Source organism: Paenibacillus sp. FSL k6-2145 (genome assembly GCF_037976585.1).
Classification (GTDB): domain Bacteria; phylum Bacillota; class Bacilli; order Paenibacillales; family Paenibacillaceae; genus Paenibacillus.
Genome location: NZ_CP150267.1, coordinates 4563199 through 4584832, shown reverse-complemented (window position 1 = coordinate 4584832; position 21634 = coordinate 4563199). Strand labels below are relative to the sequence as shown.

Here is a 21634-nt window from a genome sequence, read left to right as displayed (position 1 = left end):
TATCAGCATCCTCCCACGAATAATTTATACGCGTTCTGGAACAGTTAGACCTTCTGCCGCAGCAAAACTAGTGATGCCATCCAGTGCACGCTGTGCAAGAGCTTCATTTTTTTCCTTTTTGTTACGAATCTTCGTTTCAAGCTTCGGCAACAAACCAAAGTTTGCGTTCATTGGTTGGAAGTGCTTGAAGTCAGCCGTTGTAATATACTGAGCCATACTGCCAAGTGTTGTTTCTACCGGCAATACCACCAGTTCCTGCCCAAGTGCTGCTTTGGCTGCGTTCATGCCGGCAATCAGCCCTGATGCAGCAGATTCCACATATCCTTCTACACCCGTCATCTGACCTGCAAAGAACAGGTTTGGACGCTCTTTAAACTGATACGTCGGAAGAAGCAGTTTAGGAGAGTTAATAAATGTATTTCGGTGCATTACGCCATAACGAACGAACTCTGCATTTTCAAGTCCAGGAATAAGGGAAAAGACACGTTTCTGTTCTCCCCATTTCAGATGCGTCTGGAAGCCCACCAAGTTATAAAGGGTTCCAGCTGCATTGTCCTGTCTAAGCTGAACAACCGCATGTGGCAACTCTCCTGTATGAGGGTTAACCAGACCTACCGGTTTCATAGGTCCAAACAGAGCCGTCTGTTTTCCGCGTTTCATCATCACTTCGATTGGCATACAGCCTTCAAAGTAGATTTCTTTCTCGAACTCTTTCAATTGAGCGACTTCAGCAGTAATGAGAGCTTCATAGAAGACATCAAACTCTTCTTCTGTCATCGGACAGTTCAGATATGCCGCTTCACCCTTATCATAACGTGAAGCCAGATACACTTTGTTCATATCAATTGAATCTTTTTCGATGATCGGTGCAGCTGCATCATAGAAGTAGAAATACTCTTCCCCCATTAGTGCCTTAATTTGCTCAGACAATGCGGGTGAAGTCAGCGGCCCCGTTGCAACAACAACGATGCCATCTTCTGGCAGAGAAGTTAATTCCTCATTCACCACTTCGATGAGCGGATGTTGGTGCAACGTGGATGTAATCTCACCTGAAAATCCATCTCGGTCCACAGCAAGTGCCCCACCTGCAGGAACTGCATGTTTGTCTGCTGCTGACAATACAAGAGAATTGAGCATTCTCATTTCTTCTTTTAACACACCCACTGCATTGGTCAATCCATTCGCACGCAACGAGTTGCTACATACCAGCTCTGCAAATTTATCCGTATGATGAGCTGGCGTTTTCACAACAGGTCTCATCTCGTATAATTTTACGCGTACGCCGCGACTTGCAATCTGCCAGGCCGCTTCTGTTCCTGCCAGCCCGGCACCAATAACGGTTACTTGTTGTTCATTTGTCAAAATCATTTACCCCCATAAAGCAATTTCATATTTCACTATAATTGAATTGATTCACATATATACTAATCTGCTGATTCGTCATCCGGTTCATCCACCGGCTCCTGATGATCACATGAAGTGCACTGCAATCGTGCTCCCTTTTTGTTCCGCTTTTCAATCATTAGCGATCCGCAACTTGGACATGGTTTGGCTGAAGGTCTGTCCCATGAGACAAAATCACATTCAGGATATTTGTCACAACCGTAGAAAATACGTCCCTTTTTGCTACGACGCTCAACAACATGACCTTCCTTACACTTCGGACAAGTCACGCCGATATCCTTGATAATCGGTTTGGTATTCCGGCAATCAGGGAAGCCAGAGCACGCAAGAAACTTGCCAAAACGTCCAAGTTTATAAACCAGCGGTTTGCCACACTTCTCACAGATCTCATCCGATACTTCGTCTTCAATCTCGATTTCTTTCATTTCTTCTTCCGCAAATTCAAGCCGTTTCTCAAAAGATTCATAGAATTCTGCGAGTACTTTGACCCAATCCTCGGAACCTTCCTCCACATGGTCAAGATCACCTTCCATGTTTGCGGTGAACTCTACATTCAGGATTTCCGGGAAAAACTCTTCCATCTGTTCGATGACCAGTTCACCCAGCTCGGTCGGCATGAATTTCTTTTCCTCAATTGCAACATATCCGCGCTTCTGAATGGTCTCCAGTGTTGGCGCATATGTACTCGGACGCCCTATTCCCAATTCCTCAAGCGTCTTAACCAACCTTGCCTCCGTATACCGGGGTGGCGGTTGTGTAAAATGCTGTTTTGGCTCAATCTCCTGCTTCTCAAGCACATCTCCACTTTTCAACGGAGGCAGCAGACGATCTTCATCGGTTGTACCATCGTCGTTTCCTTCAACATATACCTTCATGAAACCTTGGAATCGTACCTTAGAACCTGCTGCACGGAAAATGGTGTCCCCCGCAGCAATATCTACAGAGAGTGTATCCAGAATAGCCGAAGACATTTGGCTCGCTACAAAACGTTCCCATACCAGTTTATACAACCGGAACTGATCGCGACTCATGAATGACTTGATTGAGTCAGGGTCACGCAGAATTGAAGTTGGACGAATCGCTTCATGCGCATCCTGAGCATTAGCTGCTTTTTTGGAATAGTTTCGTGGAGTCTCAGGTGCAAATGGCTCACCATACTTACCAACGATATATTCTTTGGCTTCTTCTTGTGCAGATGCCGCAATTCGTGTGGAGTCCGTACGCATATACGTGATGAGACCTACTGTGCCTTCTTTTCCAAGGTCTACACCTTCATATAGTTGTTGGGCGACCGACATCGTCTTGGAGGCTCTGAAATTCAATTTACGCGCCGCTTCCTGTTGCAGAGAACTCGTCGTAAACGGGGCGGAGGGGTTACGGCTCCGTTCTTTCTCTTTAACTTCCTTGATCGTAAAGTCTGCACCTTCGATCTGTTTCAGGATCGCTTGCACTTCCGCTTCACTGCCCAGCTCTGTTTTGGCCCCGTTCAGTTTATGAAACTTGGCTTCAAACGGATTGCCGTCTGCTGTCAGTTTGGCGGTAATGCTCCAGTATTCTTCCGGCTCAAAATCATCAATTTCATTTTCACGATCTAAAATGATTTTAACAGCCACGGACTGAACCCGGCCTGCAGACAAACCTTTTTTCACTTTCTTCCATAATAACGGACTAATTTTATATCCAACGAGCCGATCCAGAATACGTCTTGCCTGCTGCGCGTTAACCAAATCCATATTGATTTTCCGCGGCGTTTTGAACGCATCTTTGACCGCCTGTTTTGTAATTTCATTAAATACAACCCGGCAATCTGCCGTATCGTCCAGTTCAAGGGCATGGGCCAAATGCCATGCAATAGCCTCACCTTCGCGATCCGGGTCAGCTGCGAGATATACTTTTTTCACTTTCTTCCGTGCATCCTTCAGTTCTTTCAAAATTGAACCTTTGCCGCGGATCGTAATATATTTCGGATTAAAATCATTCTCTACCTCAACGCCGATCTGACTCTTTGGCAAATCGCGAACATGCCCCATCGAAGCTTTTACGATGAACTTGCTGCCTAAATATTTGCCTATCGTCTTCGCCTTTGAGGGCGACTCCACGATTACGAGTGCATCCGCCATAGGTTCATCCTCCTCTCAGTCATGAAACTGTCATGAAACTGTTTCTGTAAGCTTATGCATAGTTAATAACTTCTGCTAATTATATATTTCCACGCACCACGTAGGTTGTAGCTTCGTCATACCCTCGCGTATTTAGTGCCTGGTAATTGGCTAATCTGCTTTTTTATGATTAAAGATAACAGAACTGAATGCAAATGTCCAAAATCCCAACCAAGCAGCTCAACCAGTTGATCCAATGATTGTTCTCCCTGTTCCAACAGATAAATCACGCGTTGTTCATCTGGAGAGAGCTTTACCTCAGCGAATATCCCTCGCCCGGAAGGCTCGGTTGTTTCGGTCGAACGTCCTCTATTGTAAGGAAGTTGTTCTGCATTTGGCAAGCCCAATCGATACTCTTCCAATACATCTGCTGCACAAGTGACCAATTTGGCCCCTTGACGGATAAGATTGTGTGCTCCCCGACTTTTCGGCGATGTAATAGGTCCAGGGACTGCAAATACATCCCTGCCTGCTTCAAGCGCAGCATCTGCTGTAATGAGTGAACCACTGCGAATGTCAGCCTCAACAACCAATGTTCCCAGTGTCAGACCGGCAATGATTCGATTCCGTTCCGGAAATAATCCCTGGCGCGCTCGCGTACCTGGTGGATATTCCGACAAAAGCAGACCCGTCTCCGCGATTCGCTCGGCGAGGCTTGTATTTTCGGGTGGGTATATATTATCAATCCCTGTTCCGAATACTGCAATCGTTTTTCCTTTAGCACGTAGTACTGCCTCATGACATACGCTATCAATACCGCGGGCAAGCCCGCTTACAATCGCAAGTCCTGCATTGCATAATTGCTCTGCCAGCTTTTCTCCAACTTTGCGCCCATACACGGTTGGCATACGAGTTCCCACCATGGCAATAGACGAATTGTGTAGCAAACTAACATCCCCTCGTGCATACATTACCCAGGGAGGCTGAACGGTTTCCTTCATTAATATGGGATAATTCTGATCCAGATAAGTAATAACCTCTATCCCCTGATTGTAAACGTGTTCTCTTTTACTCTCAATCCAGTCGATAGTAAATTGGCTAGCCAAACGGGCAGCCTGATCTTTGCGCAAGCCTGCTGCGACCCAGTCGCTTTCCCCATAATTCAATAGATCGGGTAATTCATGTTGTCCCAGAATCAATTTCGAGATTGTTTTTTTACCAATACCCTCCATCTCATGCAACCCAAACAAGATCCATCGTTCTTCCATACCATAAACCTCCCAAAGCGGGAAGAGATCTTCCCTCATATTGTGTGTTAAGTGACCACGGAATGCAAGCGTTTACGTCGATGAGAGACAATCCAACCCCCTTTTCCCGTAAAAAAACGCAAAAAAGCAACCCTTCGCCCTGTTCAAGGACAAAAGGTTGCTTACCTTTTCCGTAACCATAATAGTCGATCTACCAGAAATAGATCATTTCCGAGCCGTTTCTTCTATTATAACGAAAAAGAATTAATGTGTCGTGCACAAATTCAAAATACCGCGTTCCTCAAGTACACTCACCAAAGTCGAACCCATCTCAGCAGGAGTTGGTGCTACTTTGATTCCACATGATTCCAGCTTCGCAATCTTCTCTTTGGCTGTACCTTTACCGCCAGAGATAATAGCGCCAGCATGGCCCATCCGTTTGCCTGGAGGCGCTGTTACGCCACCGATAAAGCCAACAACCGGTTTGGTCATGTTTTCACGTACCCAATCTGCAGCATCCTCTTCAGCTGTACCACCAATCTCACCAATCATGATGACCGCATGAGTCTGTGGATCTTCATTGAACCGTTTGAGGATATCAATGAACTCGGAGCCTTTTACAGGGTCTCCCCCGATTCCTACAGCAGAAGATTGTCCAATACCACGTGTCGTCAGTTGATGAACGGCTTCATAGGTAAGTGTTCCACTACGGGAAACAACGCCTACGTGCCCTGCCATATGGATATAACCAGGCATGATACCGATTTTACATTCGCCTGGTGTAATGACACCTGGACAGTTTGGTCCGATCAGGACGGTATTTTTACCTTCCATGAAGCGGTCAACCTTGATCATGTCAAGAACCGGAATACCTTCTGTAATACAGATTACGAGGTCCAGCTCAGCATCAACAGCTTCCATAATGGAATCTGCTGCAAATGCAGGAGGAACATAAATGACGCTCGCTGTTGCGCCTGTAGCTTCCTTCGCTTCCTGTACAGTGTTAAACACCGGCAGACTAGCTACTGTACCGTCTTCCAACGTGATATCCACATTAGTTCCGCCTTTACCCGGTGTAACTCCGCCTACCATCTGGGTTCCGTAGTCCAATGCGCCCTTCGTGTGGAACATTCCCGTTGAACCCGTAATGCCTTGCGTAATGACTTTTGTATTTTTATCGATCAAAATACTCACGTTGCTTCACATCCTTACGGTTATTTTTCAATTCCCGGACAGCTCCGGTACTAAGGAATGAACTTATTTTACGAGGGCAACAATTTTCTGTGCACCATCGGCCATGGAATCAGCAGGAACGATATTCAGGCCAGATTCACCCAGAATACGTTTGCCAAGCTCCACGTTAGTTCCTTCAAGACGAACAACCAGCGGTTTGGTCAGGCCAAGCTGCTTCGCGGCTTCAACAACACCATTGGCGATAACATCACAGCGCATGATGCCACCAAAAATGTTAACAAAGATCCCAGCTACTTTGGCATCGGACAAGATGATCTTAAATGCTTCAGTCACCTTCTCTGTTGTTGCACCGCCCCCAACGTCAAGGAAGTTGGCCGGGTCTCCACCGTAGTATTTGATAATGTCCATCGTTGCCATCGCAAGTCCCGCACCATTGACCATACAGCCGATGTTGCCATCGAGTGCTATGTAGCTGAGGTCGTATTTGGAAGCTTCGATTTCTTTTTCATCCTCTTCATCCAGGTCACGCAGTTCCAAAATGTCTTTGTGACGGAACAGGGCGTTGGAGTCAAAGTTTAATTTCGCATCTAGCGCGATAACGTTTCCATCTCCGGTAACAACGAGAGGATTGATCTCGGCAATAGAGCAATCTTTTTCGACAAATGCAGTGTACAGCGCGAGCATGAACTTAACAGCTTTGTTCACCAGTTCATTCGGAATCTTAATGCTGTAGGCCAGTTTACGGGCCTGGAACACTTGCAATCCAATGGCAGGGTCAATGATTTCTTTGAAAATTTTCTCAGGTGTAGCTTCAGCTACTTCTTCAATCTCAGTACCGCCTTCTTCGGAAGCCATCATAACTACACGGCCTGTGGCACGGTCCACAACAACACCCACATAATACTCTTTGCGGATATCGCATCCTTCTTCAATCAGAAGACGTTTCACTTCTTTGCCTTCTGGTCCAGTCTGGTGTGTTACCAATACTTTGCCCAGAATTTCGGAAGCATAGGCACGAACTTCATCCGTACTCTTCGCCACTTTTACGCCGCCGGCTTTACCCCGGCCACCTGCGTGAATTTGCGCTTTAACAACAGTCACCGGACTGCCCAGTGCCTCTGCGGCCGCAACCGCTTCATCGACTGTATAAGCAACCTTTCCATTTGGAACGGTAACTCCATACTGTTTCAGTACTTCTTTTCCTTGATATTCATGGATATTCATTCTCGAATCCTCCTATCAACATGACTGCAACAAGGCGGGTTGGTAGACTAACAAAAGACAAATGTTGACTATTTTCACTTAAACCCAATTCATTGTAACACGTTTTTAAAACGCTTTCCTTAAAAAATTAATGGTTAATAGACAGTATTTTGATATGAGTATGATCCCATATTGTGAATGCTTGGGTATATATGGAAAAAACCTCAGCTAAAAGCTAAGGTTTCCTTGATGTAAAACTACATTTTATTTTTTGGCTGCGTTAGTGTTGGTTTGGTGAACTTTCTCCAGCAACCCTTTGAACTGACCCAGCAAAGCTTCAAACTCTGTACTGTTCAAACACGCATCTCCCTGAATGGATTCAGGGATGGACAATGCCTTGTTCCGCAGCTCACGGCCGGAGTCGGTTAATGTAATTAATACTTTTCGTTCATCCTGAGCAGAGCGTTCGCGATTAATAAGTCCTGCTGACTGCAACCGTTTGAGAAGTGGTGTCAATGTTCCCGAATCGAGATAGAGTGCCTCCCCGATCTCCTTAACCGTACATTCTTCACGTTCCCACAATACCATCAGAACCAGATACTGTGAATACGTTACGCCGAGCACCTCCAGATAAGGCTGGTACATCTTCGTAATCTCACGTGAACAAGCATATATGGCAAAGCATAATTGGTTATCCAGCTTCAAACTGTCAGTCTGCATATATCTTTCTCACCTGCCTATTGTGCATTCTATTCCTTATAAAAAAGGAACTATAAATCTATCTTATCACAAATTAGAAAAAAAACAGAATAATTGAGCACAAATGATTTTACTATTCAATTTAATTATGATAAATTAAATTGTGTAAAATATAAATATAGATAGAAAATCAGCAGTACATCCCCATGATTTAACAACAATAATAGCTAAGTCCAGCGAACAGATTCACGCTTTCTCGGGTCAAATTTAATAATCATAATGAAAGTTTATACTTAACTATTTTCGCCAAAGCTATTTAATGATTTCCTTCCAGAAATAAAATTCAGGGATCCCGAGAGATGACTACAGCAATGATAATGACTGGTTGACTCCATGATTCCTTTTATATAAAATGCTTAATAGAAGCTGAGGAAGCACCTTAATTCGTAGACTGGCCCGTATTATGCGGAGTCAAGAATCGAGTGAGGTGTTTCTTTGTCATGTACGGAAAATTACACAGTGCGTGTTTGTACGGAATCGATGGCGTTCTGATCGAGGTGGAAACCGATTTATCCAATGGTCTGCCACAGACATCCATCATCGGTTTACCGGATTCAGCCATTCGAGAGGCCGTTGAACGTGTTCGTGCAGCGATTAAAAACTGCGGATATCAGTATCCTTTACAGCGGATCACAATTAATCTGGCTCCCGCTGATCTGCGCAAGGAAGGATCTTCCTTTGATCTAGCCATTGCTATTGGTTTACTTATGACAAGCGGCCAGCTTGTACTTCCTCCCCAGGAACGGACACTAGTGGTTGGCGAACTGGCGTTGGACGGTTCGATCAGGTCCGTGCCCGGCATTTTGTCCATGGTGGATCTGGCCAAACGACAAGGCTTTACTTCCGTGCTTCTGCCTTTCGATAACGTAGAGGAAGCGTCACTGATTCGAGGTATCCAGGTGTTTGGCATTCGTCATTTACAGGATATTGCTCCGGAAAACCCAGATGAACGCGCTAGTTCAGTGGGAATACCAAATAATTCGAATGCAGGACCAGTCGTATTGAAAAATTATGCACACCTCGCTTCTCCTATAACAGATAGGCCACAGAAGAAAATGGATAAAAAGACGAGACAGACTCCATTACTGGTAGATGACTATAGCGATGTTCTGGGGCAGCACCATGTAAAACGTGCGCTTATGATCGCTGCAGCTGGCATGCATAATATACTGCTCGTTGGACCGCCAGGCACGGGCAAAACGATGTTAATCAAACGGTTGCCTACCATCCTTCCACCTTTGTCAGAAGATGAAGCGTTAGAAGTAACCAAAGTATTAAGTGCCGCAGGCAAATTGAAAGAAGCGCCTCAAGGCCTGATTGCAGATAGACCTTTTCGCTCCCCTCACCATACAATATCCACCTCTGGTCTGATTGGAGGCGGTGGTATCCCAAAACCGGGTGAAGTGAGCCTTGCCCACCGGGGCATATTGTTTCTGGATGAATTACCTGAATTCCAGCGTCAAGTGCTGGAGGTATTAAGGCAGCCGTTAGAGGATCGCACAGTGACAATTAGTCGGGCACGCGCTGCATTCACCTTTCCGGCCCAGTTCATGCTAGCATGTTCCATGAATCCCTGTCCCTGCGGTTATTTGTCCGCTCATTCGGAGGAGCAACGCTGCATATGTAGTCCAGCCCGTGTTGCCGCGTACCGAGCCAAAATTTCAGGGCCACTGCTGGACCGCATTGATCTTCAGGTTGAGGTTCCTCCACCAGGCGAGTGGCGCAAGTCTGCTGCTTCCCCTTCCTCTGAAGAAATGCAGACAAAAGTGATCCACGCTCATCAAATTCAGGCTACACGTTATGCCAAAAGTTCGGTTCGTTGGAATAGCCAGCTTTCGGGCACGCTTTTGCGACGGACGATCCATCTCCCCCAAGAGGCAGAGCAACTGTTAGAGCAAACCTTGCAAACGTTAAACCTGAGCATGCGGGCACATGATCGGATTATCAAGATGGCACAGACAATTGCCGATCTGGACCATGAAGGTGAAATTGTGACAGCTCATGTGGCTGAAGCCATCCAGTATCGTCAACTGGATCTTAATTTATTTTGAAGCTATTTTAGAAGCATATGGAGGAAAGAACAGGCCGATTTACCCAAAGGCAGTGATATGGGCATGAAACTGCAGACAGCAGAGGAAGATCGAGAAGGATTCCTTATAGAGATTCTACAATGCGGATATGCCAACATGACAAAAAACGTACAAGCCCTTCTCTTCTGTGAAGAAAGGTACTTGTACGTAAATTTCCCTGTAACATAAGGGGATCGTATATAGCTAAGGTCTACAAATAATTTATTATTCAAAAAGAGTGAGTTTGTCCTTAGCTGGTGTGCGTTCTTTGGCAGAAGGAATAACATCAGGGTATCCCATATAAATCATGCCTACAATCTTCTCTCCCGCCTCTATTCCAAGCGGTTTGCGGAATTTGGGGGCGTACAAGAATGGCTTGGTCACCCAGAACGTTCCAATGTCTTCACTCCAGGCTGCAAGCATAAAGTTCTGAACCAATGCACTGACCGCAGCGAAGTCTTCGTCCCATATATTCTGTCTTGGATCTTCCTCCAGAACGACAAGCATAACGGATGGAACTTGCAAAATATTGGCTGAGAATTTGTTGTCTTCTCCCATTTCTGCATCAATAGCCTCAGCCAGTTTCTTCCGTCCATTCCCGGTAAACAACAAAAATCTCCATGGTTCGCGCAATTTATGGTTAGGAGCCCAGACTGCGGTGTCCAGCAATTCTATAATCTGCTGTGTAGGAACAGCTTCTTTTTTGAATTTTTTCACCGTACGACGGTTTTGAATCGCATTTCTGACTTCATTTATTGTTTTCGTAGCTTTACTCATCGGCCGTACCTCCTGTTTATAATATGATTTGTAACCGTAACGATGGGTTACGGTCTGGAAAAATTCGTTTATGACAAATCAAAAGATTAAAACGCCAGATTACATCCTTGATTATACACCCATCTGATCACGAGATTCAAAGGGAAGGCCTCAACTACTAGGGCTACAGGTATTAAAAACGGTAAAGACGGCTCCGAATCCTGATCTACCGAGGGCGATCATCATGTCAGAGCCGTCTAATTAAATTAGCATCTTATACAAATCACACTATCATATCAATGATGAATCAATATGAACCCGCGCCTTCAAATGTGCCATTAACAAAATCCATTTTGTTGTACTTCTCCTGGTTACCTGCAACATCTGTACTGTAGTACTCTACCACCTTGACATCGGGAGCATAAAACTTGACGGGTCCTTCATAGTTCTTCCATTCTCCCCCATTGATTCGATATTGCGTTGTTTTAACGCCCGAACCTTTGACTTCGTCCGTTGCCTGAAGTCTGAATGTAAATCCTTTAATGTATACCTTCCCGTTCACAGTATCTGTAATAGGAACTAATCTGTACTTGGTTACTGGAGGTGTAATATCTGCATCTTTCTTAAGTACGATATTAAACGTATTACGATCTCCTTGTACGAGGGGAATGTTCTGAGTCGATTTTAAGTACCCTGCTGCTTCCCCCGTTATTGTTATGGTGCCTGTTGGCACGCGCTTTATGAAATAATTTCCTTGAGCATCCGTTGTTGTTGTTGCCGAGCCTCCGGCATTCACTTTAGCTCCACTTACTGGATTGCCCGCCTCATCTACTACTTTCCCCCGTACATGTGCGGCTTCTGTCAAAACAACATCTACGATTAAGGTTTTTCCAGCCTGAACATTCAAACGATCCTGTTCATAAAGCATATAATCCGCAGAATCTACCCAGATCGCAATGTTCGGATTGTAGTCAAAATCAAGCCCGGTAACGGCATACCGACCTTGCTGATCTGTTTTAACCGGGCGATCCAAGGCCCCTGTTACTTTGACCAGGGCATCTGGAATCGGTTTGCCTGTTTGATCGGTTACAGACCCTACAATCGTAGAAGGTTCATATAGCTCGAAATTAACCAGAATCTGTTCCCCTTCTGACAAATAGTAGGTATTACGGTGCCTGTCAGTCACATAGCCCTCTGCTTCAATTATAAAACTAATTTCCGTATAATCCTGGACAGACTCAAGTATAGAATAACTTCCAGTACCATCTGTCTTTACGCTTTTTTCAGTTTCTTCCCCTTGATATCTAAGGGAATACTTGATTGTTGCATCCTGGATAGGAAACCCTTCAAGATCAGTAACTTTACCTGATATTTTTGCCTGTGTAGACGGATCTGCTGCATAAGAAACTCCAGAATACATGATTCCAAACAAAATGAAACATAAAGATAGTGTACTTAGTCGAATTATCCATTTGATACTTGTCTGCATCTTCTCACTACACCTCACCATTTATTTTTATGGATCAAACATTCCTCTTTAGCCTCTTTAATTAACTGACTAAAAGCTCAAGTTTCCAGAATTCTCCGTCCCAAACATATTGCCAAATCCCCTGTCCACCGTTCATGGTCTCGCTGATATCCAGCACTTCCATCCGAGGACACTCCCATACTCTTTTTACTGTGTTGCTCGAAGCGTTCTGAAGCTCTTCCATACATCCCACCAACCTCTTTTTAAATTTTTCAACGTTCTTATTTTATTATAAATGATACGATTTGTATCTAAAAATTCTGAAATACAATGATTTTATTATCAATGCTCTATCCTCTGTTTTGTGATTTCATAGTTAAATCAAAAAAAGCCGCAGTTCCTGTATGAAGAGGAACTACGGCTTTAGTATATTAACTAATTCAAAACTAAAACGAATGCAAAGATAAGACATAATTAAACTTGTACTTCGAAATAACTAATCGACTCACATTAAACAAAGATACATTTAGTATCAATCAATACAGCAATAACTTCGAGTTTAATTCTTAAAAAGCATTAACAATATGATTCACAGAGACAGTCTCCCCTGCTTGATCAAGCATTACGGCAATTACATCAAAACGGATCTGAAGTTCCGTCTCTCCCGTCATTTGCAAATACACAGATGCGGTTGAACGTACCTGCTGCATTTTACGCATATCAACCGATTCCTGAGGTGTACCGTACTGAGTGGCTCCACTTCTGCTTCTTACTTCCACAAAGACAATCAGGCCCTCGCAGGAAGCAATGATGTCAATCTCACCGCTACGGCAACGCCAGTTCTGTCTAATGATCCGATAATCGTGCTCTCGCAACCATTGACAGGCAGCCTCTTCACCTAATCGGCCTTTCTGCTGTCGTGTGAGCTTTAATCCTGGCTCCTGACCCAATCTACGTTCTACCATGACTCATTTTCCTCACGTCCTGAGGCCATTCGATCTGCACGGTAGACATACGTTAGCACCTCTGCGACCAGTTGATACAGTTCTGCCGGAATCTGTTCATCCAGATCCAATTTGGAGAGCACCTCCACAAGTGCTGCATCCTCCTGAACAGCCACGCCGTTTTCTCTGGCTTTATCCAGAATGGCTTCTGCCACTTTGCCGCGCCCCTTGGCTACAACAACAGGTGCTTCACTCTCTCCAGGGACATACTTTAGGGCAACCGCCTTTTTGGAAAGCAGGTCCGGTTGTGACGACTCGTCTTTCATACCTTCAAGTCCACCCCTTTGTATCGTTCAGGACTATAGTCCGAGGCCCGCGTTTTTCGTTCCGCGCCCGGTTCCTGCCCCACAGGCCACGGTTCCGCCTTGAAGGTCAGCAGTTGATAGCCCAGCTTGTCCAATGCCTGATGGATTACCTCTCGTCCGCTCTCCAGGAGCGGTCCCATTCCTTCGCGATCATTTAATACACGCAGACTGACAATGTTATTAACCACATGGACATCTACCAGAGTAGGCCCAAGACTTTTCATATCCAGATCAAACCATAGACGGCAGTTGGACGCATCCAGCTCACCACGAGGTCCACGACGTGATTGAATCTGAACAGACGCCGTTTCTTCCCCATCCGGTCCAGTGATCGGAATAAACCAGTGCATCTGTGCAAAGGTAGCACTGCGATCTGTCGTTAGCAATAACTGCTGACCCGTCAGATATTGCACGGCCTGTCCGGCGGCATCCTTAAGCGCCGCTGGTGCACCTTCGCTGCTGGCAAGCTGCAGCAGCAAACCCTTCAGCGTGTCCGCATTCGCCGGACTGGCCGCATCCCCCACGCGCGGCTGCGCTGCCGCGCCGTGAACGGCCTGCTGCTCGTGCTCCGCACCGAGCAGCTTCAGCACGCGCCCCACCCACGGGTCCCCCTCGTGGGTGACAGGCGCGTGCACTGCCGCAGCTCCCGCAGGTGCTGCGGCATTACCGCCAGCCGGCGGCGCATCAGCGCCGGCTGGCAACGGCTGCGGCACGCCTACGGCAGCCGCAGCCGCCTGGCCGCCCTGCGATGCAGGGGCGGCCTGTACTGCCGCACCAGGCTGTGCCGGTGCGGCAGTGGACGCGCTGCGCAGGGCGTCCAGCAGCGCCAGCAGCTTGGGCGCCAGCTGCGCTGCCGTAGGCGCTGCTGGCGCCGCCTGGCCTGCTGCGGACGGAGTCCCCGCAGCAGCAGGCGTTTCAGCGCGGCCGTCAGTTCGCCCGGCCGCGCCTGCTTCAGGCTGGCCTGCACTTGCACGGCCTGCCACAGATTCAGCTGCCGCCCCTGGTGTACCCGGGCGGCTCCCAACTTGGCCCGCGTCAGCACCGCGCGGGCTCTCGCCAGGTATTCCGGTTCCAGACGGAATACCTGCACCTCCTTTGCCAGCCGTTTCAACATTGCTGGCAACTGCCTTGGCCCCGGCTTCAGCATTTCCTGCGCCTGCGACGGTCTGCTGGTTTCCTTTCATCGCAGTACCTGCATCCTCTGCCCCGCCATCCGTCATGGATATAGATCCTGCCAATGCCGCTTGTCCTTGTTGCGTTGACAAAGCAGGTGTTCCGGTTACAGTCACCTGACGACCATTGCCTGATACAGCCAATCCTTCTTCCGTCTGTGATGCATTTGATACAACAGGTACACCAACCATGACTGCTGGTTTCAACGTAGCAGATTGTTCTCCAGTCAGTACCGGTTTACCTGTTGTTTGAGTAAGCATCGTTTCCAACTGATCAGCCAACCCGCTTAACAACTGATGCAAAGGGGGGCCAAACACCGTCTGGTGTAATCCTTTTACTGTTTCCGCCGTAACCGGAAGCCCACGCTGAAAAGCAATCCCTGTCGCCTGCACCCATTCTTCCACAGGGACCTGTGCAGGTTTGGCAGTCATCATATTCTGGACCATAGCCACATTATCCTTCGTGAGCGGCACTCCGCTACGCTGCATGGCAAGTAACAGTTCCCGGTTCCCTTTTGTATCCGGCAGTCCTACATCCTTAAGCAGGTTGTTCAGCGAAGCTTGTGGCAGCTCAGCAAGTGTTCCAGCCATAGGTTTCATTACCGTTATGCCATTTTCACCTGGAGGCTGCACTTGAAGCAACGTGGTCTCACCCGGACGGAGTGGAGTCTCCAACTTGGCGCGCACCTGCACACCTTGAATCTGCAGAACTGCTTCTCCTCCATCATCGGATACACTAACGACGGAGCCACGAACCACCTGACCTTCCTTTAATTCAAGCGGTTTGGCATTGCCGGGCTTACTATCTCCCATTAACCCCTTAATCATGGAACCGATATTCAAATCTCTCCCCCTCCTTCCTTCAAACCTGTGTTAAAACAAAGATTGCTGCTCTCCAAGCAGGTTGCCGAGAAAACTGCGTCGATGCATCGGGGTTGCCCCCAATGCCATAATTTGCTCCCGATGAACTTTTGTTGCATATCCTTTATGTATCGACAAACCATATTCCGGATATAACGTATCCCATTCTTCCTTACACAGCCGATCTCGCGTTACCTTGGCAATAATAGATGCCGCTGCGATCGATTGACTATTAGCATCACCTTTAATGATGGACAGTTGAGGTACATTGACATCCACCTTCTCGGCATCCACCAGCATATAATCAGGAGTTTCTCCCAATGCTTCAACAGCTCGTTTCATCGCGAGTCTCGCCGCCTGCTTGATATTAAGCCGATCAATCGTCTCTGCATCCGCGTACCCGATACCTACCGCCAGCGCTTTTTCCATAATGACGTCATATAGTGCATCACGTTTTTTCTCCGTCAATTTCTTGGAGTCATTCACACCTTCCAGAATGAGATCCTTCGGTAAAATAACCGCCGCTGCGACAACATCCCCAAACAAGCATCCCCGTCCTACCTCATCAATACCAGCAATACGTTCAAATCCACTGTCCCAATACTCCCGCTCGAAGATCAGCAGGTCTCGAGGTTCACTGGCTTCTTTTTTCTTCTTCGGTCCAACCGGGGTATCCAGTAGATTCAACCCGATCTCTTCATTATTTTCAACCATAACGCTCATCTCCTCTACCCACGCTTTTTCAGCATGCGTATCACTTACAACTTTTTTATAATATAGACGTAGATCCTCTGTCTTTTGTTCTGTACAACCTGTCACTCTCAGCAAAACTTTTCCTTGAGATTTACAATATAAAGATAGTGATGTCTTCATTTATCGGTATTTGATGGTTTAAATTGAATATATCAGACCTCGACTAATCTAAATTGCACCACCATTCATCATAGCACGATTTAGACGCACCTGATATATAGGCCAGCCAATTCCATAAAGCGTACTGTTCTTCAATCCTCTTCCATTTTATCGTTTCGACATATGTTCCAGCGCTACTTCCGCGTTTGTATACACAAAAAAACGACCGCTCCGGGTAATCCGGTAACGGCCGCTTCTTTCGGCACTTGTATATATGAAATGAACAGATAAAGATAATGATCTTCATCGTGTAGAGTCCATTTTTTTAATAGGGAGCTTCCATAGAAAAACGTCCCATTTTACCCGCGCGCAGTTCACGCAGAAATGCTCGTGATGCCTTTTCCAGATCAATGCGTCCACCGCTTACAACACATCCACGGACACGGCCGACTTGTTCCATAATCGCAATAACACTGTCTGAATCATCTGCATCCTTGGAGAACTCCTGAAGTCCGTATCTCTCTTCCAAAGCGTCCCAGTAATAACGCATCAGGTAACTGATTCCAAAAAAGGCGATATCCTCTGCATTCAGAATTTCCTCTTTGATTGCACCTGTTACGGCAAGACGATAACCTACATTTTGATCTTCGAACTTAGGCCACAGAATACCCGGAGTATCCAATAACTCCATTTCTTTGCCTACCTTGATCCACTGTTGCCCCTTCGTCACACCAGGACGATCTCCTGTTAACGCAATACTCCGTCCAGCCAGTCGGTTAATCAGTGTTGATTTACCTACATTGGGAATCCCTACGATCAACCCGCGAACCGCACGAGGATTAATCCCTTTAGCAATTTGACGGTCAATTTTTTCTTTAAGAAGAAGCTTGGCCTGCACGGGAATATCTTTAACGTTGGTTCCCGTCGAAGCATCTACAGGAAAAGCGGTAATTCCTTCTTTTTTGAAATATTCAATCCATTCTTGCGTCACTTTAGCATCTGCCAAATCCGATTTGTTCAACAAAATCATCCGGGGTTTATCCAGCAATATTTCGTCAATCATCGGATTACGGCTGGAGACAGGCAGACGGGCATCCAATAGTTCGATGACCACGTCGATGAGCTTTAACTTATCCTGAATCTGGCGTCTGGCTCGAGTCATATGACCTGGAAACCATTGTATCGTCACCTTGTCTTCACCTCATTATTTACTTCAATTTCAGTGGTTGATCCACTTAATCTCACCGATCGGCCAGAAAATAACATCTGCACGACCAATAATATCTTTTAACGAAACATAACCGATCATACGGCTGTCTGTACTATTTGGACGGTTATCTCCCATAACAAATACATGACCCGCCGGCACTTTGCCGTCAGGGAACTGCTCATTCGGGAAATCCTTCACGTTATAGGTTCCACCATTTGCTTCAGCTGCATCAATGGCTCCTTGAATATACGTTTCATCAACCTTTTTGCCGTTAACCATCACGGTATCGTCCTGAACCTCAACTGTATCACCTTCAACAGCAATAACACGTTTAATGAAATCTCGACCTTCGGATGGTACGTGGAAGACGATAACTTCACCGCGCTTCGGTTCTCTGATATCATATAAGATCTCGTTGACGATCACACGTTCACCCGTTTCAAAGTTCGGCTGCATGGACGGACCGTCCACAACAAACGGTTTGAAGAGCAACCACCGAATCAGAATGACGAGAACTAATGCGATAACAATGGCTTTAAGCCATTCAACAATTTCATTTTTGGCTTTTTTGGATCGACTGTTTTTCTCTTCGGCAGGATTGCCCCGGTCATGTTGAACTTCTTGTTCCATTCAAGATCTTCCTCTCTTCACAGTACATGTTTATAGCAGTACACACATCCAGCATTCTGTATCGTTCCAATAACTCCATGGATGGATACAAAACATTCACATCAGTTATGTAATCTTACACCAAGCATTACAGTACATTTAATCCACAATTCAAATGCCTTCAAGAGGTTGTTCAAAAAGTCGGTACTGAAACCGGTCTTTTGAACACGCACTTCAATAACTGATTTTACAAGCCTCCCGGACTATTCCCCGCATGTGTTGCCATACCATTTTACTCGGAAGTGTACCTCCGGTTCAACTTTTCCCGGACAAAAACGAAAAGGGCTTGTCTCCAAGCCCTTCCCGGTATCCGTTATATTAACGAATTTCTTTAATTCTCGCTGCTTTACCGCGTAGTTCACGAAGATAATAAAGCTTCGCACGACGCACTTTACCACGGCGAGCCACTTCGATTCTATCGATTTTTGGGGAATGAAGCGGGAAAGCTCTTTCCACACCTACACCGTAAGAAATTTTACGAACTGTAAAAGTCTCACTGATTCCACCACCACGGCGTTTAATCACAACACCTTCGAACAATTGGATACGCTCACGAGTTCCCTCGATTACCTTAACGTGCACTTTCAAAGTGTCACCAGGACGAAAACTCGGAATATCCTTACGAAGTTGTTCTTGTGTAATCGCTTGAACGATATTCATCTATGACTCCCTCCTTCCGTACAGGCGTTCATACTTCTTCCAGAGATCACCTTGTCTCCTTCATTATCCATAGAGGACCGCCGTATTCCACATAACAGACTTATTGTATCACGCAGCATATCAAAACACAAGAGAAATTAAACAAATGCCTATTGTTCAATCTGCCGCTCTGAAGCTCATCCATCACATGTTGACTTCATTCTAAAATACATTCTCTCATGTGGACTGTGAATCAACACTCTCATCTGCAAGTCAAGCTGATACAGGAAAAAATACTGTAACTTCCCGTGTAGAAATATCGTCTATGATATAACTTAATGACCACTTTAAAAGGAGAACCCCAAGACTCATGAAATATTGGAAAAAGATCACACTTGCCCTGCTCGCCATGTTCATATGTTCCATTACACTGTATGCATATGCCGTAACTCATCCAACGAATGCACTGTCACACAAAGCCTGCACATCCTGGGACATAGTCAAACGCAAAGCATTCGAGCTGTCACACACTGACTTCTCTAACCAATCTGCGCTGGATCGTTCTAACTTCAAGATTGAACAAGGTACTGCTACAGAAGTTCCTGTGCTGATGTATCATTACATAGAGCCCAAATTGAATAATCATGAGACAGATAATAAATCCATCATTAATCTGGAGGATTTTGAGCAAAATATGAAATACCTGCATGATGAAGGCTACCGAACAATTACACTGGATCAGCTTGAACAATATGTTAATGGAAAGTTATCCTTACCACAGAAGTCCATTGTAATTACCTTTGATGACGGATACCAGAACAATTATACATTAGCTTACCCTGTGCTTCAGAAATATAATTTTCATGCCTCGCTGTTTGTCATAGGCAGTAAAATTCAGGAGCAACCTTCGGAATTTGAGCCCGCCATTAACAGTTTCATCTCCAAGCCAGAGATGCAGGCGGCAACCGACGTATTTGAATTCAACAGCCATACCTATAACCTGCATCACAAGGGATTTATGCGCTGTGGTAACAGTGTGCCTGTCGGTCTGGACACCAGTCTTCTGGATGATGATATCCAGCGTATGAAGCAAACCGGAATAGACACACCTTATCTGGCATATCCTTTTGGTTATACCAGTACACAGATGATCTACAAGTTACAACAACATGGATATCGCATGGCCTTTACCGTAAAGTCTGGATTTGTGCATCCAGGAGATCATCCCATGAAGCTGCCTCGCTTGACGGTCACCACAGGTACTGATTTGGCGACCTTGCTTCAACCCGAATCCAGTCCGCAGAACGAATCATCTGCATCGGAGAATGACCAGTTAAAATCTACACTTTAACTTCACCGCCCGGATACAGAGTCGAGCTATACAGCCTTTTGGGCTGTGGCTTGGCTCTTTTTGCATCGGTAAGTGATAATGTCATCGGGAAGCTGGAATAAATCACTGCTTCCTCTGCGTCATAGATGATGATTTGTTCTTTCCCCGTCTGAACCAGGTCTGCATGCACCGCATATCCCTCTTTCGGGAATTCAGTAACCGTTTTCATATCTCCATCTACCAAAGAAGGCAACACATCTCCACCTCGGCGATACGCCAAAATATAATCGAGTCCACCCTCATCCCAGTTACATACAGGCTCTATAATGGTTAACCAGCCACGAGTCGTGCGATTTTCTTTCCAAATTTCTTGCCCTGTACTATCCAGCATGAACATTCCATCCTTACCATTCTCATCCCCTCGGACAATCCGGTCCAGACCTGCAATCTGTAAACCTTTCATTCCAGAACAAAAATGGCCCAGTGCAATATGCTGTGATTCAATCGAATCTTCATAACGCCACTTCTCATTACCATAGCGGTCCATCATGACCGTCACACTGCCACCGATAACAACCTCGACTTCCCCATCACCGTCAACGTCTCCAAACCATATACAGTCAGCATGATCATCGAGATTATGACAAGACCATAATAACGTCCCATCATGATCCAGCATGTCATACCCCGCCATCACTTCATCTTTCCCATCTCCATCAATATCATATACCCATGGAAAATGTCCTGGGTTTCCCTCATGCTTCCACAACAAATTAAAATCATGGTCAAGTGCCCATAACGTCTTATAGCGGTCTTTCAGTATAATGTCCATTTTCTGCTGGTTGCCAGTCAGGTTGGCGAGAATAATGCAGTCATGTGCTTCATCACCTGGCAGATCACGTGTTTCTTTGATCTCTCCGGTCCGGCCATCCAACACGAGAAATTGTTTGTCCATGACACACAATACTTCATTATTTCCATCTCCATCCCAATCTGCGATCTGAGCGGGATAGTCTGAACCCGGACCACCTGCATCAGGATCAGGAGTTCCGACCTGCCATAGTAATGTTCCTTCCAGATCAAACGCAGTCAAACAACATACCTGATGCGGGACATACCGATCGTCTATACCCCCATCTGCCTGTACCAGCAACATTTCAAGTCTGCCATCCCCATTAAGATCTCCCAAAAGCATTTTGCAGCGTTCTCCGCCTTCGCTAATATCTACTCTGGCGATTTCATAAGGCTGATTGCTCATCATCTTCCTCCTCAGCGTATCGTTAACATTCCATTACAGCTGAGTTCAACATAAAGAAAACCCCTGATTTTTACAACCCTATTATGTGCTCATGCAAAAATGTTCAAAGCTGCAAAAAAGTACCTCGGTCAACAA

The 21634-nt window shown here is 45.9% G+C and carries 19 protein-coding genes; 2 read left to right on the top strand and 17 right to left on the bottom strand.

Going from position 1 to position 21634, the window contains the following annotated elements:
* Positions 1-24: 24 nt before the first annotated feature.
* From trmFO to NZ043_RS20360, 6 genes are all read right to left on the bottom strand, one after another.
* A complete protein-coding gene (gene trmFO / locus NZ043_RS20385) occupies positions 25-1362 on the bottom strand; it encodes an FADH(2)-oxidizing methylenetetrahydrofolate--tRNA-(uracil(54)-C(5))-methyltransferase TrmFO (protein ID WP_036609377.1) in 1338 nt (445 codons plus the stop codon).
* A gap of 62 nt (positions 1363-1424) precedes the next feature.
* Positions 1425-3524, bottom strand: coding sequence for a type I DNA topoisomerase (gene topA / locus NZ043_RS20380; protein ID WP_124114065.1), 2100 nt, complete (start codon positions 3522-3524; stop codon positions 1425-1427).
* Positions 3525-3640: 116 nt separating this feature from the next.
* Entirely contained in the window at positions 3641-4771 is a 1131-nt protein-coding gene (dprA, locus tag NZ043_RS20375; protein ID WP_339309132.1) for a DNA-processing protein DprA, read from the bottom strand.
* A 243-nt stretch (positions 4772-5014) separates the two neighbouring features.
* The gene (sucD, locus tag NZ043_RS20370) at positions 5015-5944 is read right to left on the bottom strand and encodes a succinate--CoA ligase subunit alpha (RefSeq protein ID WP_036609382.1); all 930 of its coding nucleotides are present in this window, start codon (positions 5942-5944) and stop codon (positions 5015-5017) included.
* 63 nt (positions 5945-6007) lie between these two features.
* A complete protein-coding gene (gene sucC, locus NZ043_RS20365; RefSeq protein ID WP_036609384.1) occupies positions 6008-7168 on the bottom strand; it encodes an ADP-forming succinate--CoA ligase subunit beta in 1161 nt (386 codons plus the stop codon).
* A 243-nt stretch (positions 7169-7411) separates the two neighbouring features.
* Positions 7412-7867 (bottom strand): MarR family transcriptional regulator, encoded by a 456-nt coding sequence (locus tag NZ043_RS20360; protein ID WP_076208912.1) that lies wholly within the window; start codon positions 7865-7867, stop codon positions 7412-7414.
* A 479-nt stretch (positions 7868-8346) separates the two neighbouring features.
* Between NZ043_RS20360 and NZ043_RS20355 the strand changes: the two genes are divergently transcribed.
* Positions 8347-9957 carry a YifB family Mg chelatase-like AAA ATPase gene (locus tag NZ043_RS20355; protein ID WP_133384315.1) on the top strand — a complete coding sequence of 537 codons (1611 nt, stop codon included), beginning with the start codon at positions 8347-8349 and terminating at the stop codon, positions 9955-9957.
* Positions 9958-10200: 243 nt separating this feature from the next.
* On the opposite strand, the gene NZ043_RS20350 is transcribed toward NZ043_RS20355, so the two are convergent.
* The 10 genes from NZ043_RS20350 to rplS all read right to left on the bottom strand — a co-directional run bounded on the left by NZ043_RS20350 (position 10201) and on the right by rplS (position 18932).
* Positions 10201-10752, bottom strand: coding sequence for a nitroreductase (locus NZ043_RS20350; RefSeq protein WP_133384314.1), 552 nt, complete (start codon positions 10750-10752; stop codon positions 10201-10203).
* Positions 10753-11038: 286 nt separating this feature from the next.
* A complete protein-coding gene (locus NZ043_RS20345) occupies positions 11039-11917 on the bottom strand; it encodes a carboxypeptidase-like regulatory domain-containing protein (RefSeq protein WP_339309131.1) in 879 nt (292 codons plus the stop codon).
* Positions 11918-12281: 364 nt separating this feature from the next.
* Positions 12282-12443 (bottom strand): paeninodin family lasso peptide, encoded by a 162-nt coding sequence (locus tag NZ043_RS20340; protein ID WP_133384312.1) that lies wholly within the window; start codon positions 12441-12443, stop codon positions 12282-12284.
* A gap of 322 nt (positions 12444-12765) precedes the next feature.
* Positions 12766-13164, bottom strand: a complete 399-nt coding sequence (locus NZ043_RS20335; protein WP_133384311.1) for a YraN family protein — start codon at positions 13162-13164, stop codon at positions 12766-12768.
* Entirely contained in the window at positions 13158-13469 is a 312-nt protein-coding gene (locus NZ043_RS20330; RefSeq protein WP_036609395.1) for an EscU/YscU/HrcU family type III secretion system export apparatus switch protein, read from the bottom strand. The genes NZ043_RS20335 and NZ043_RS20330 overlap by 7 nt, the downstream gene beginning before the upstream one ends.
* Positions 13466-15523, bottom strand: coding sequence for a DNA ligase (locus tag NZ043_RS20325; protein ID WP_339309130.1), 2058 nt, complete (start codon positions 15521-15523; stop codon positions 13466-13468). The genes NZ043_RS20330 and NZ043_RS20325 overlap by 4 nt, the downstream gene beginning before the upstream one ends.
* Before the next feature lie 30 nt (positions 15524-15553).
* On the bottom strand, positions 15554-16255 hold the full coding sequence (locus NZ043_RS20320) for a ribonuclease HII (protein WP_339309129.1): 702 nt from the start codon (positions 16253-16255) through the stop codon (positions 15554-15556).
* A 463-nt stretch (positions 16256-16718) separates the two neighbouring features.
* On the bottom strand, positions 16719-17582 hold the full coding sequence (gene ylqF, locus NZ043_RS20315; RefSeq protein WP_062833774.1) for a ribosome biogenesis GTPase YlqF: 864 nt from the start codon (positions 17580-17582) through the stop codon (positions 16719-16721).
* A 30-nt stretch (positions 17583-17612) separates the two neighbouring features.
* Complete coding sequence (lepB, locus tag NZ043_RS20310) at positions 17613-18233, bottom strand: signal peptidase I (protein ID WP_017689211.1); 621 nt, start codon at positions 18231-18233, stop codon at positions 17613-17615.
* Between the two features lie 357 nt (positions 18234-18590).
* Entirely contained in the window at positions 18591-18932 is a 342-nt protein-coding gene (gene rplS / locus NZ043_RS20305) for a 50S ribosomal protein L19 (protein WP_024630190.1), read from the bottom strand.
* 349 nt (positions 18933-19281) lie between these two features.
* On the opposite strand from rplS, the gene NZ043_RS20300 reads away from it, so the two are divergent.
* Positions 19282-20262, top strand: a complete 981-nt coding sequence (locus NZ043_RS20300) for a polysaccharide deacetylase family protein (RefSeq protein WP_339309128.1) — start codon at positions 19282-19284, stop codon at positions 20260-20262.
* Here NZ043_RS20300 and NZ043_RS20295 read toward each other — a convergent pair.
* The gene (locus tag NZ043_RS20295) at positions 20252-21499 is read right to left on the bottom strand and encodes a hypothetical protein (protein ID WP_339312813.1); all 1248 of its coding nucleotides are present in this window, start codon (positions 21497-21499) and stop codon (positions 20252-20254) included. The genes NZ043_RS20300 and NZ043_RS20295 overlap by 11 nt on opposite strands.
* Positions 21500-21634: the final 135 nt, after the last annotated feature.

What these genes read in the sequence shown, in the direction of transcription:
- topA (WP_124114065.1), bottom strand. Translation starts at nt 3,524, where the DNA reads ATGGCGGATGCACTCGTAATCGTGGAGTCGCCCTCAAAGGCGAAGACG.
- dprA (WP_339309132.1), bottom strand. Translation starts at nt 4,771, where the DNA reads ATGGAAGAACGATGGATCTTGTTTGGGTTGCATGAGATGGAGGGTATT.
- sucC (WP_036609384.1), bottom strand. Translation starts at nt 7,168, where the DNA reads ATGAATATCCATGAATATCAAGGAAAAGAAGTACTGAAACAGTATGGA.
- NZ043_RS20360 (WP_076208912.1), bottom strand. Translation starts at nt 7,867, where the DNA reads ATGCAGACTGACAGTTTGAAGCTGGATAACCAATTATGCTTTGCCATA.
- NZ043_RS20355 (WP_133384315.1), top strand. Translation starts at nt 8,347, where the DNA reads ATGTACGGAAAATTACACAGTGCGTGTTTGTACGGAATCGATGGCGTT.
- NZ043_RS20350 (WP_133384314.1), bottom strand. Translation starts at nt 10,752, where the DNA reads ATGAGTAAAGCTACGAAAACAATAAATGAAGTCAGAAATGCGATTCAA.
- NZ043_RS20340 (WP_133384312.1), bottom strand. Translation starts at nt 12,443, where the DNA reads ATGGAAGAGCTTCAGAACGCTTCGAGCAACACAGTAAAAAGAGTATGG.
- NZ043_RS20335 (WP_133384311.1), bottom strand. Translation starts at nt 13,164, where the DNA reads ATGGTAGAACGTAGATTGGGTCAGGAGCCAGGATTAAAGCTCACACGA.
- NZ043_RS20330 (WP_036609395.1), bottom strand. Translation starts at nt 13,469, where the DNA reads ATGAAAGACGAGTCGTCACAACCGGACCTGCTTTCCAAAAAGGCGGTT.
- NZ043_RS20320 (WP_339309129.1), bottom strand. Translation starts at nt 16,255, where the DNA reads ATGGTTGAAAATAATGAAGAGATCGGGTTGAATCTACTGGATACCCCG.
- lepB (WP_017689211.1), bottom strand. Translation starts at nt 18,233, where the DNA reads ATGGAACAAGAAGTTCAACATGACCGGGGCAATCCTGCCGAAGAGAAA.
- rplS (WP_024630190.1), bottom strand. Translation starts at nt 18,932, where the DNA reads ATGAATATCGTTCAAGCGATTACACAAGAACAACTTCGTAAGGATATT.
- NZ043_RS20300 (WP_339309128.1), top strand. Translation starts at nt 19,282, where the DNA reads ATGAAATATTGGAAAAAGATCACACTTGCCCTGCTCGCCATGTTCATA.
- NZ043_RS20295 (WP_339312813.1), bottom strand. Translation starts at nt 21,499, where the DNA reads ATGAGCAATCAGCCTTATGAAATCGCCAGAGTAGATATTAGCGAAGGC.